Source organism: Amaricoccus solimangrovi, from assembly GCF_006385685.1.
GTDB lineage: Bacteria > Pseudomonadota > Alphaproteobacteria > Rhodobacterales > Rhodobacteraceae > Amaricoccus > Amaricoccus solimangrovi.
The window spans coordinates 52,716-63,512 of the sequence record NZ_VFRP01000024.1 but is presented as its reverse complement, the minus strand read 5'-3'; the positions used below and the strand labels follow the sequence as shown (position 1 = coordinate 63,512).

Below are 10,797 nucleotides of genomic sequence, written 5' to 3'. Positions count from 1 at the left end.
ATCAGTCCAGGGCATCGGATCTCCGTCAGTCTTCGCAAACCGACGTGAATCACAACCCTATGATATCGCTCAACTCATTTCGGGTCCGGCTCTCAGCCGCCGGAGGGCGCGGGGCGAGAAGACGACCTTCATTCAAGGCCGAGTTCTTTCCAGACCTGTTCGGCGGGAATGCCCTGACCCGCGTCGAGTTCGGCGCGTCCGGCCTCGATCTCGGCGGCGAGCCATTCGTCATAGCCCGTTTCGGGCCGGACATCGCCCGAGGGCGGCCCGGGCCACCTTTCCGCGTCCGTGGGTTGCGCGCGTGTGCTCATGGTTCCACCATTCCAGAATTCCCTCATGCCCGCAACGCCGCGCTCCGTGTTTCCCTAACGCGCGGCTCTCTCCGCCGGTCCGCTCAGCTGATCGCCTGGAACTCCACCCGGCGGTTCGCGGCGGCGGCGGGGTGGCTCTCGTCGTAGGGGAACTGCTCTCCCACCCCGACCGCCTGCAGCCGGTCGGCCGGGACGCGGCAATCGGTGACGAAGAAGCGCTTCACCTCCTCGGCGCGCAGTTCGGAGAGCTTCTGGTTGTAGTCCCAGGGCCCGGTGGAATCGGTGTGGCCGATGATGCGCAGCACGCCCACGCCTGCCTGGCCGAGCGCGGCGCAGACCTCGCGCAGCTTCGGCTTCTGGCTCGCCGCCAGCGCGGCGGAATCGAAGGCGAAGGTGATCCGGGCGTTGACCTGCTCCTCCTTCGGCAGCGTCCAGACCGCCTTCGGCGCGGCGTCCCTGGTCGCGGGGGTCAGCGTCAGCACGGCCTCGCCGCCCCCGGCGGTGGCGGCCTCTTCCGCCTGCGCCGCGGTCTCCTCGTCCGGGGCGACGGGAATGAGGACGAGGCCCCGCGTCATGCCGACGGAGGGATCCGCCTGGACGGAGCGGATCGAGCGCAGCTGGGCGCGGAACCGGCCCGCGATCTCGTCGCTGGTCATGTCCTGGGCATGGGAGGGGAGCGCGGAAAGTCCACAGACGGTTCCGAGCAGGATGGAACCGAGCGGAATGGCCCCAAGCGGAACGGCAAATATTTGCTTCAAAGGTCCACCCCCGCAAATCTTCTTTGCCCGCGCCCATTCTACTGTAGGATGCGATGGCGCGCAACGTGGAGCCCGGGAGGTGGCCTCCGTGGAAGCGGCCCTGTTCAGGACATGTCCGCCGCGGGAAGCGTGGCCGCGGGAGAGCCGGCCATGAGCGGCGCGGCGCTTCCCGGGGCCAGTCGCCTCCGGATCTCGGGCGCCGGGCTCAGCCACCGGGGGCTGGTCCGCGAGGTGAACGAGGACGCGCTGCTCACCGATCCGACCGGGGTGCTCTGGGCGGTGGCCGACGGGATGGGCGGGCACGGGCATGGCGATCTCGCCGCCGACCTGACCGTGGACGCGCTGGCCCGCCTGCCCCATGGCGATGCCGGGCGCGACGAGCTCGACCGCGCGCTCCGCGAGGCGCACGCGGATGTGCGCGCGCGCGCGCGGCGCGACGGGCTCGGCGAGATCGGTGCCACGGTGGTCGCGCTGATGATCCAGGGCGCGCGGGCGATCGTGGCCTGGGCGGGCGACAGCCGCGCCTATCTGCTGCGCGACGGCGCGCTGAGCCGGATCACCCGGGATCATTCGCTGGTGCAGGAACTGGTCGACCAGGGCGCGCTCGATCCCGCCGAGGCCGACCACCACCCCCAGTCCAATGTCGTGACCCGCGCCATCGGCAGCGGCGCCGAGGCGACGCCGGAGTTCACCGATCTCGAACTCCGGGGCGGCGACGGCCTGCTGCTCTGCTCCGACGGGCTGACCCGCTGCGCGGGCGAGCCGGAGATCGCCGGGCTGATGGCCGCGGCCCCCGATCCGGAACGGGCCTGCCAGGCGCTCGTCGAGCTTGCGCTGACCCGAGGGGCGCCGGACAATGTCTCGGTCGTCGTGGTGCGCGTCGCGGAGGCGTGAGGAACCGGGAGGCGGCGGGGGAGGCGCGGATGCGCTCCGAGGGGCTTCTGAGCGCGGTGGTGATCGGCGGCGGCATCGTGCTCGCCGCCGTCGCCTTCGCGCTGGTCGGCGACCTGCTGCGCGGGGCCAAGGACAGCGGGCCGGAAGCGATGCTGGCGCGCGTCAACCGCGACCTCGACGCGAAGGAGGCGCGGATCGGCGCGCTCGAACAGGCGGTGGAGACGCTGCGGCGCCAGATCGACGGGGTGAACGACCGGCTCGCGACGCTGGCGGCCCCGCCGGTCCCGGTCCCGGCCCCGCCGCCCGTTTCGCCGGGCCTCGCCCCGTCCCCGGGCAACGAGGATCTGATCGAAGGCATGCTGCTCGCCAAGGGCCGGTTCAACAAGGGCATCGACCGGCCGACGCCGGCGACGCTGCGCGCGCTCCTCGGCGAGCCGCGCGCAAGCTATTCCGACACCTGCCAGCCGGTGACGAACCCGAAGCTCAACGCCCTGCTCGAGACGCGCAAGGTCGGGCCCATCGAGGTCACGATGGTGAGGCCCGCGCTCGACTCGCTCGGGGAGATCATGGACAGGCTCGCCCGCGACGAACCCGCCGTCTACGCCGCGCTCGGCACCGCCGGGGCACTCTGCGCGCGCCATGTGCGCGGCGCGCCCGGCACCGTCTCCTCCCACGCCTGGGGAATGGCGATCGACCTCACGCTCTCGGGCAATCTCGACCGGATGGGCGACAGGTCGACCCAGTTCGGTCTCGTCGTGCTGGCGGAATTCTTCAACGACGCCGGCTGGTTCTGGGGTGCCGGCTACGAGCGCGAGGATTCGATGCATTTCGAGCCGGGCGAGGCGCTGCTCGACACATGGGCGGCGCAGGGGCGCCTCTGACCGGCGATGCCGGAGCGCGACGCCCCCCGCACCGTCATCCGGCCGCCCCCCGGCGCGGCGCCCCCTTCGACGCCCGAGGGGCGCGGCGACGTCTTCGCCGGCCTCGCGGGCCCGCTGCTCGCGCTCGCAGCCGAGGCGGCGCGCGACCCGCGCCCCGACGCCCGCGCGCTCGCGCTCGAGGCGCGGCGGCGGGCGGAAGCTTTCGAGACGGCGGCGCTCGGCGCGCGCCTGTCGCCCGCGGCGATCGGCGCGGCGCGCGACGGGCTGATCGCGGTCGTCGACGCGCGGGCGCGCTCCAATCCGGCGATGTCGCCATCGCGCTGGACCAGGGCCCGCCGCCGCGCGCTGCCCGGCATCGCCGATCCCGGCGCGGAACAGGTCGCGCGGCGGCGCGCGGCGGCGGAGGCGCGCGGGCCACGTGACCGCGACCTCGCCCGCTTCCTGCGCCATTGCGAGGAGGCGGTCCGCGCCGCGCCGCCCGCGCGCGAGGCCGAGCCGCCACCCTGGGGGCTCATCGTGCCGCTCGGCGTGGCTCTCGTCCTCGCCGCCTGGTCGGGCTGGGCCGAATGGCGCTACGCCGCCGGACTCGTGGCAGAGATTCCGCGGGCGGAGACGGTGATCGCGGCCGGCTCCGCCGATCCCGGGGCGGCGACGCGGGCGCTCGACGATCTGCGGCGCGCGATGGAGGAAGTCGAGGCGCGCGCGGGAGAGGGTCCGCTCGGCCTCGCCCCCTTCGCGGGCCGCTACGCGCCGGGGGCGATCGCGCGCGCGCGCTACGCCGCCGCCGCGGACGCGCTGGTGCCGCCGATGCTCGCCGCCGCCTTCGACGCGGCGCTGGCGAGCGAGGGCGGGTCGCGCGAGAGCTACGACACGATCCGGGGTCTCGCGATCCTCGGAGGCGCGGATCCCTGGCAGCCGGGCTTCCTCGCCGGATGGCTCGAAAGCCGCGCCGGGGCCGATCCGATCCTCGGCGATCTGGCGCCGCATGCCGGGGCGCTGACCGGCCCCGCCAGCGGCCTGCCCCCGCCCGATCCGCAACTGCTCGAACAGGCGCGCGAGATCGCGGGCGAGGGCGACATCACCGATTTCGCGCTGCTCGAACTCACGCGCGACGCGGCGGCGCGGGCGCTGCCGGGCTGGTCCCCGGCCGGGATCCCGGGCCTCGCCGACGTGCTGGTCCGCCGCTCAGGCCGGCCGCTGGCCGAGCCTGTGCCGGGGCTCTTCACCGCCGCCGGCTGGGCTTATGCGCGGGGCGGCGGCGCGCGGCGCGCGATCGACCGCGCGAGCCGGGAATGGCTGCGCGTCACCGGCGTGGCCCCCCGCGCGATCGCAACCGAGGCGGCGCTGCTCGACCGGCTGCAGGGCGCGACGCTCGATGCCTGGGCGGAGAAGCTCGCGGATCTGCGCGTGCGCCCCTTCACCGACCGCGCCGGCGCGCTTCTCGTCAGCGGCGTGCTGGGACAGCCGGCCTCGCCGCTCGCGGCGCTGTTCCGTGCCACCTGGCGCGAGGTCGGCGGCGAGGACCGGAGCCGCCCGGTCACGGACCAGCAGCGCATCGCCGCCGTCTTCGGCCCGACGATCGGCTTCGTGAACCGCGGCGAGATGGCCGGCATCGGCCAGCTCTTCGCCGGGCTCAACATCGCGCTGCGCGCCACCGATACCGACGCCGAGGCCAGCCGGCGGCGGCTGATGGATGTCGAGAGCCGCGCCGCCTCGATCGCGACGCTGAACCTCGCGCCGCGCCTCGTCGCGCAGGTGATCGAGGACGTGCTGGCGCAGGCGGCGGCGGCGCGCGGCGGCACCCGGCCACGCGCCGCGCTGCTCTGGGACGGCGGCCTTTCGGCGGCCTGCCGGGCGGCGCTCGGCGGGCGCTATCCCTTCGCAGCCGAGGGCGCGGACGCCGACGTGGCGGCGGTGACGGGCTTCCTCGGCCCGGACGGCGCCCTGCCCCGCTTCGTCGCGGCCGAGGTCGCGCCGCTCCTCGACGCCTCCGCCTCGCCCTGGTCCTGGAAGCCCGAGGCGCGCCTTTCGGGTTTCGCGCCCGAGAGCGCGGCCTTCTTCGAGCAGGCGGCCCAGGCCGGGGCGGCGCTCTTTCCCGATCCCTCGGGCGCCGGCTTCACGCTCGCGGCGCTGGCGCGCAGCGGCGCCGGACCCGCGACGGCGGAACTCGGCGGGGCAAGCGCCGCGATCGATCCCTCCGGCGTGCCCGGCACCCTCGCCTGGCCGGGGCCCCGGCCCGCCGAGGGACTCGCGATCGACTTCGCGGATGGATCCGGCGCCGGTCCGGCCCGGCAGGCCTGGCCCGGGCCCTGGGGCCTGCTGCGCTTCCTCGACGGGTCGCATCCGCGCGCGCGGGATGACGGCCGCCGCTTCCTGCTCGACGTCAGGATCGGGAGCGAGAGGCTCTTTCTCGAACTGACCTTTCCGAAGGCGGAGAACCCGATCGCCGCGCGCGCGCTGCTCGCCGGGCTCTCCTGCCCGCCGACGCTCTGACGAGCGGGATCACCCGGCCTCCGGTTCCGCGGCGCAGAGCGCGCCCCAGCAGGCCGCGCCCGCCTCCGTCTCCGCCCTGACGCGCGCGGCGATCCGCGCAAGCCGCGCCGGATCCGGCGCGCGCTCCGCCGCCGCGCCGAGCCGCGCCCAGGCGAAGCCGAGCGCCACCGCGCCGGTGAGCTTCATGAAGGCGTGCGCGAGCGCCTCCGGCCGGTCGGAGGCGGCCACGCGGCGGCGCGCGTCGCGCCAGAGCGCGAGCGGCCCGGCGATCTCCGGCGCGCGCGCCATCAGGGTCTCGAAGGCATCGGCCGCCGCGCCGCCCCCTTGCGTCAGGCCGCGCGTCGCCAGCGCCCGGGCGTGGATCCCGTTCGCACCCTCGTAGATCGCGGTGATCCGCGCGTCGCGCCAAGTCTGCTCGACGCGGTATTCGCGGAGATAGCCGTAGCCGCCGAGCACCTGGATCGCGAGATCGGCCGCGGCGATCCCCGCCTCGGTGCCGAGCACCTTGCAGACCGGCGTCAGGAAATCGACGAGCGGCGTGTCGCCCTTCTCCGCGAGTTCCACCTGCGCGGTCAGCGCGAGCAGCCGCGCGCCGAGCGCGCCCGCCTCCGCCGTGTCGAGCATCCGCGCCACGTCGGGATGGCCGGCGATCGGGCCGCCGCCCTGCCGCCGCTCCGCCGCGTAGCTTCGCGCGACATGGCTCGCGCGGGCGGCATGGGCCACGCCCTGCAGCGCCACGTCGAGCCGGGCGTGGTTCATCATCGTGAACATGGCCCCGAGGCCGCCCCCCTCGTGGCCGAGGAGTTCCGCGCCCGCGCCCTCGAAGGCGAGCTGGCAGGTCGGCGAGGCATGCAGTCCCATCTTCTCCTCGATCCGGGTCACCCGGACCGGCGCGCGGACGCCCTCCGCGTCATGCGAGGGCACGAGGAAGAGGCTCAGCCCCCGCGTCCCCTCCGCCGCCGCGCCGGTGCGGGCGAGGACGAGGTGCAGGACACGGGGGCTGAGGTCGTGGTCGCCGCCGGAGATGAAGATCTTCTCCCCCTCGATCCGCCAGAGATCGCCCGCGCGCTCCGCCCGGGTCCGCAGGCCGGAGAGGTCGGAGCCCGCGCCCGGCTCGGTGATCGCCATGGTGGCAAGCCACTCTCCCGACGCGAGCCGAGGCAGCCAGCGCGCCTTCTGTTCCTCGGTGCCGAAGGCGAGGATCGTCCGCGCCGCGCCGGGGACGAGCGCAGTCACCATCTGCAGGCTGTGGTTCGCCCCCGCGAAGATCTCGCTGACCGCGCCGAGCAGGGGGCCGGGAAGCCCCTGCCCGCCCCATTGCTCCGGCAGGCCGATCGTATGCCAACCCTGTTCGACGAGCGCCGCCCAGGCGGCGGCGAAACCCCCCGGCATGATGACGCGCCCGCCTTCGAGCCGGCAGCCCTCCCGGTCGCCCGGCTCGTCGAGCGGCGCGATCTCGCCCTCGGCGAACCGGGCGAACTGGACGAGGACCTCCCGTGCCAGATCCTGGTCCCAGTCGGGCAGCCGCCCGGCCCCCGCCAGGTCGAGCGCGAAGAGAATGTCCTCCACCGGCGCCTGAAACGCGATCATCCTTGCCTCCCTCTATGAGAGCCGCAGCAGCCGCGCCGCGTTGTCCTTGAGAATGCCCGGGCGCGCATGGCCCCGGATCGGCAGCGCCTCGAATTCGGCGAGCCAGCCCTCGGGCCGGATCATCGGCCAGTCGGAGCCGAACAGCATCCGGTCCCTCAGCAGCGTGTTCGCGTACTGGATCAGGATCGGCGGGAAGTACTTCGGCCGCCAGCCCGAGAGATCGATCCAGACGTTGGGCTTGTGCACGGCGACGGCGAGCGCTTCCTCCTGCCAGGGGAAGGAGGGATGCGCCGCGATGATCGGCATGTCGGGGAAATCCGCCGCCACGTCGTCGAGATGCATCGGGTTCGAGTATTTGAGCCGCATCCCCATCCCGCCGCGCATGCCCGAGCCGACGCCGGTCTGGCCGGTGTGGAAGAGCGCGGGCTTGCCGGTCTCCGCGATCGCCTCGTAGAGCGGATAGGCGGCGCGGTCGTTCGGGTAGAAGCCCTGCATCGTCGGGTGGAACTTGAACCCCTGGATCCCGTGCTCCGCCACGAGCCGCCGCGCCTCCCGCGCGCCCGCGCGGCCCCTCGCGGGGTCGATCGAGGCGAAGGGGATCAGGATGTCCGAATGCTCGGCGGCGAGATCGGCCATCTCGAAATTGTCGTAGCGCCGGAAACCCGTCTCGCGCTCGGCGTCCACCGGAAAGATCACGGCGGCGATCCCCTGCGTGCGGTAATGCGCCGCCGTTCGCGGAAGCGTCGGCGGATGGTCCCACGGCGCGTGGAAATACTCCGCCATCGCCGCCTGGAGATCGTCGTAGCCGTCGTCGGCGTGACAGCCGCAGGGCTCCTCTGCGTGGGTGTGGAAATCTATCGCGCGGATCTTCGCGAGGTCGATCATCGGCTCCTCCCTTCGCGGCGTCCGGCCGGAGGACCGGCCGGAGCGCCCGGCTCAGTTCGCGGCGGTGGCGGGAACCGTGAGCACGGTCTCGCCCTCGGGATCGGTCACGGTGATGGCGCCGTCGATGGTGAAGGACATCAGGTCCGCGCCCATCACGATCGGCCCGTCCCAGGTGCCATGCGCCTCGGCGAGGATCGCGTCGAGCACCTCGGGCTGGGTCATCCCCGGCGCGCCGCGCGAGACGATGTGCGAGAAGGCCGCGAGACGCGGCTCCGCCTCGGCGAAGGTCTCGCCCGCCTCCGAGGGCCTGGTGTGATGATCGAGAATTTCCTGATAGCTCGGAAATTTCTCCATCATCGAATGGTCGATATAGGCGACCTCGTGGATCAGCAGATCGGCGCCCTTCGCCGCCTCCGCGATCCGCTCGTCCTTCTTCGTGTCGCCGGAGATCACCACCGCCTTGCCGTCGTAGTCGACGCGGTAGCCATAGGCGGGCTTGATCAGCGGCCCGTGGTTCACCTCGAAGGCGGTGACGGTGACGCCGTTCCTCTCGTAGACCTTGCCCGGCGGCGCGTCATGCGCGTCGAAGGCGATGCCCGCGGGATCGAGATGCTCGTCCGCCTCGCGCACCCGCGCATCCTCGGAGAAGGCCTCCGTGAGATGTCCGGTCAGCGCCTCGGTGCCTTCCGGGCCGTAGACCACCATCGGGGTCTCGCGGCCTCCGAACGGGGTCGCGATCCAGCCGGTCATCCAGACATCGGGCAGGCCGCCGACGTGATCGGAATGGAAATGGGTGATGAAATGCGCGGTGAGCGATCCGATCGGCACGCCGAGCTGCGTCAGCCGGATCGGCGCGCCGCGTCCGAAGTCGAACAGCAGCTTCTCCTGGCCGGCCTCGACGAGCGTCGACTGGCTGAACCGTTCCGGGCTCGGAAGCGGACTGCCGGTGCCGAGCAGCGTCACCTTGAGCGCGTCGGCGGCGGCGGGCATCGCGCAGGCGAACGAGAGGGCGAGCGCGGCGAGCGAATGCGAGAACATGGGTCGCATGGGTGTTCCTCCGGTTCCTGGTTTGGTGGGTCCCGCCCCGACGGGGCGGGACCGGCGGCGTTCTACGCCAGCGCGGGCGCCGTCTGGCGGCGGCGCAGGATCAGCGCGACGGTGGTCAGGCCGCAGATCGCGGCGATCGGCAGGATCGAGTAGAGCACCTGCGTCGGACCCCAGCCGCTCGCGAGCAGCGCGCCGGCGAAGAGCGGGCCGACGATCGAGCCGAGCCGGCCGACCGCCACCGCGAGGCCGACGCCGGTGCCCCGCACCTCGGCCGGGTAGCACTGCGGCGCGATTCCGTAGAGCAGCGCCTGGGCGCTCAGGAGCGTCGCCCCGACCACCGCGCCGGTGAGGATCGCCATGCCGACATTGCCGCCCGGGACGGCGCTCATCGCGATCAGCGAGACGATCAGCGCGGCGAAGACCCCGGCGGAGGCGAGCGCCGGTCGCTCGCCGTCGAGCAGGCGTCCGCCGACGATGCTGCCCGCCGCGCCGCCGACGTTGAACAGGATCTGCACCATCGAGGCCTGGCTCCGCTCGAAGCCGAGCGAGACGAGCAGTTGCGGCAGCCAGTTCAGCAGCATGTAGACGACGACCAGCCCGAAGAAGAAGGCGGACCAGAGCAGCAGGGTGCCCGCGACCGTGCCGGGGGCGAAGAGCGCGCGCAGGCGGCTTTCCGGAACCGCCGCGTCGTGGCTGACGCGGAACGGCGCCATCAGCAGGAAGAGCGGCGCGACGAGCAGGAGGGGCAGGATACCGCCGATGAGGAAGATCGACTGCCAGTCGTCGTGCAGGCCCATCATCGCGACCACGCTCGCGATCGCGCCGCCGAGCGGAACGCCCGCGTACATGAGCGCGACCGCGCGGCCGCGCCGGTCGGGGGAAGTGGATTCGGCGGCGATGGCCACGAGATTGGGCAGCGCGCCGCCGAGGCCGACGCCGGTCAGGAAGCGCATCATCACCAGATGCTCGAAGCTACCCGCGAAGGCGGTCAGGATCGAGAAGACGCCGAAGGCGACGAGCGCGAAGCTGAGGCCGGCGCGCCGGCCCCAGCGGTCGGCGATCACCCCGCCGGCGAGCGAGCCGAAGATGAGGCCGAAGGTCGCCGAGGAGAAGAAGAGGCCCATCTGGTTCGGCGCCAGTCCGAACGCGGGTCCGAGCTTCGGGGCGGCGACGCCGGCCGCCTGCAGGTCGAAGCCCTCGATCATCGCCGCGAGGAAGACGAGCAAAAGCGCCCGCGTCTCCGCACCGGCGTGCGTGGTCGTGTTCATGGGGTTAGCCTCCCGCTGGGCCGCGTTCGCGGCCGATTATGTGGTTTGTCTGTCCGGGCGGCGCCGCCGCCCGGCCTCTTCGATCAGTCCGTCTGCCAGACCCGCGCGAGCAGCCGGCGCAGCGCGCCGCGCTCCTCGGCGTTCAGCGCGCCGAAGGTCTGTTCCTCCTGGGCGGTGACCCGCGCGTACCAGGCCGCGGCCGCCTCCGCGCCCTCCGGCGTCAGATGGAGGCGCTGCACCCGGTGATCCTCGCGATCGGGCAGCCGCGCGATGAGGCCCCGCGCGTCGAGATCCGCCAGCATCGGCGCGAGATTGGCCCGCTGCAGCTTCGCGCGGCGGCCGATCTCGGCCGCGGTGATCCCCGGACAGTCCCTGATCATGCAGAGCACGGTGAAGGGCACCGTCTTGATCTCGTCCCCCAGCGCCTGGGCGAAGCCCGCGAGATCGACGATCGAAGCGCGGCGGAGGTGATAGCCGAGAAGGTTCTCGAGCCCGGGCGGCGAGTCGGACGCCGGAGCGTCGCCCGTCGCCGATTGTTCCGACCCCTTTGGTCCCATGCGCGCTTTCCCTTATCATGCGTCCGACGCAAATCAGACCCTTGCCAGATGCATACTGCTATGTCATATAACAGTCAATCGCTATCTTGCATAGCAATCAGCCGACCGCCCCT

The 10,797-nt window shown here is 73.1% G+C and carries 10 protein-coding genes; 3 read left to right on the top strand and 7 right to left on the bottom strand.

The features are described from left to right. Positions 1 to 128: 128 nt before the first annotated feature. Together FJM51_RS18570 and FJM51_RS18565 are read right to left on the bottom strand one after the other, a co-directional pair. Complete coding sequence (locus tag FJM51_RS18570) at positions 129 to 311, bottom strand: hypothetical protein (protein ID WP_140455627.1); 183 nt, start codon at positions 309 to 311, stop codon at positions 129 to 131. Between the two features lie 83 nt (positions 312 to 394). Then, positions 395 to 967 (bottom strand): OmpA family protein, encoded by a 573-nt coding sequence (locus FJM51_RS18565; RefSeq protein ID WP_140455626.1) that lies wholly within the window; start codon positions 965 to 967, stop codon positions 395 to 397. 252 nt (positions 968 to 1,219) lie between these two features. Between FJM51_RS18565 and FJM51_RS18560 the strand changes: the two genes are divergently transcribed. Genes FJM51_RS18560 through FJM51_RS18550 form a run of 3 tightly spaced genes read left to right on the top strand, consistent with a single transcriptional unit; the run spans position 1,220 to position 5,337 of the window. After that, positions 1,220 to 1,963 (top strand): PP2C family protein-serine/threonine phosphatase, encoded by a 744-nt coding sequence (locus tag FJM51_RS18560; RefSeq protein WP_140455625.1) that lies wholly within the window; start codon positions 1,220 to 1,222, stop codon positions 1,961 to 1,963. A gap of 29 nt (positions 1,964 to 1,992) precedes the next feature. Then, the gene (locus FJM51_RS18555; protein ID WP_140455634.1) at positions 1,993 to 2,844 is read left to right on the top strand and encodes a M15 family metallopeptidase; all 852 of its coding nucleotides are present in this window, start codon (positions 1,993 to 1,995) and stop codon (positions 2,842 to 2,844) included. A gap of 6 nt (positions 2,845 to 2,850) precedes the next feature. After that, positions 2,851 to 5,337, top strand: coding sequence for an ImcF-related family protein (locus FJM51_RS18550; protein ID WP_140455624.1), 2,487 nt, complete (start codon positions 2,851 to 2,853; stop codon positions 5,335 to 5,337). Between the two features lie 9 nt (positions 5,338 to 5,346). Here FJM51_RS18550 and FJM51_RS18545 read toward each other — a convergent pair whose 3' ends face one another. The 5 genes from FJM51_RS18545 to FJM51_RS18525 all read right to left on the bottom strand — a co-directional run bounded on the left by FJM51_RS18545 (position 5,347) and on the right by FJM51_RS18525 (position 10,684). Next, positions 5,347 to 6,927, bottom strand: a complete 1,581-nt coding sequence (locus FJM51_RS18545; RefSeq protein ID WP_140455623.1) for an acyl-CoA dehydrogenase family protein — start codon at positions 6,925 to 6,927, stop codon at positions 5,347 to 5,349. 12 nt (positions 6,928 to 6,939) lie between these two features. Beyond that, positions 6,940 to 7,812 carry an amidohydrolase family protein gene (locus tag FJM51_RS18540; RefSeq protein WP_140455622.1) on the bottom strand — a complete coding sequence of 291 codons (873 nt, stop codon included), beginning with the start codon at positions 7,810 to 7,812 and terminating at the stop codon, positions 6,940 to 6,942. Positions 7,813 to 7,863: 51 nt separating this feature from the next. Then, the gene (locus tag FJM51_RS18535; protein WP_210240339.1) at positions 7,864 to 8,859 is read right to left on the bottom strand and encodes an MBL fold metallo-hydrolase; all 996 of its coding nucleotides are present in this window, start codon (positions 8,857 to 8,859) and stop codon (positions 7,864 to 7,866) included. A gap of 62 nt (positions 8,860 to 8,921) precedes the next feature. Then, positions 8,922 to 10,127 carry a 3-(3-hydroxy-phenyl)propionate transporter MhpT gene (mhpT, locus tag FJM51_RS18530; RefSeq protein ID WP_140455621.1) on the bottom strand — a complete coding sequence of 402 codons (1,206 nt, stop codon included), beginning with the start codon at positions 10,125 to 10,127 and terminating at the stop codon, positions 8,922 to 8,924. Between the two features lie 83 nt (positions 10,128 to 10,210). Beyond that, entirely contained in the window at positions 10,211 to 10,684 is a 474-nt protein-coding gene (locus FJM51_RS18525) for a MarR family winged helix-turn-helix transcriptional regulator (protein ID WP_140455620.1), read from the bottom strand. Positions 10,685 to 10,797 lie beyond the last annotated feature (113 nt).

Excerpts from the sequence above, each read along its gene's own strand:
- FJM51_RS18570 (WP_140455627.1), bottom strand. The coding sequence starts at position 311 with ATGAGCACACGCGCGCAACCCACGGACGCGGAAAGGTGGCCCGGGCCG.
- FJM51_RS18555 (WP_140455634.1), top strand. The coding sequence starts at position 1,993 with ATGCGCTCCGAGGGGCTTCTGAGCGCGGTGGTGATCGGCGGCGGCATC.
- FJM51_RS18545 (WP_140455623.1), bottom strand. The coding sequence starts at position 6,927 with ATGATCGCGTTTCAGGCGCCGGTGGAGGACATTCTCTTCGCGCTCGAC.
- FJM51_RS18535 (WP_210240339.1), bottom strand. The coding sequence starts at position 8,859 with ATGCGACCCATGTTCTCGCATTCGCTCGCCGCGCTCGCCCTCTCGTTC.
- FJM51_RS18560 (WP_140455625.1), top strand. The coding sequence starts at position 1,220 with ATGAGCGGCGCGGCGCTTCCCGGGGCCAGTCGCCTCCGGATCTCGGGC.
- FJM51_RS18540 (WP_140455622.1), bottom strand. The coding sequence starts at position 7,812 with ATGATCGACCTCGCGAAGATCCGCGCGATAGATTTCCACACCCACGCA.
- FJM51_RS18565 (WP_140455626.1), bottom strand. The coding sequence starts at position 967 with ATGACCAGCGACGAGATCGCGGGCCGGTTCCGCGCCCAGCTGCGCTCG.
- mhpT (WP_140455621.1), bottom strand. The coding sequence starts at position 10,127 with ATGAACACGACCACGCACGCCGGTGCGGAGACGCGGGCGCTTTTGCTC.
- FJM51_RS18525 (WP_140455620.1), bottom strand. The coding sequence starts at position 10,684 with ATGGGACCAAAGGGGTCGGAACAATCGGCGACGGGCGACGCTCCGGCG.
- FJM51_RS18550 (WP_140455624.1), top strand. The coding sequence starts at position 2,851 with ATGCCGGAGCGCGACGCCCCCCGCACCGTCATCCGGCCGCCCCCCGGC.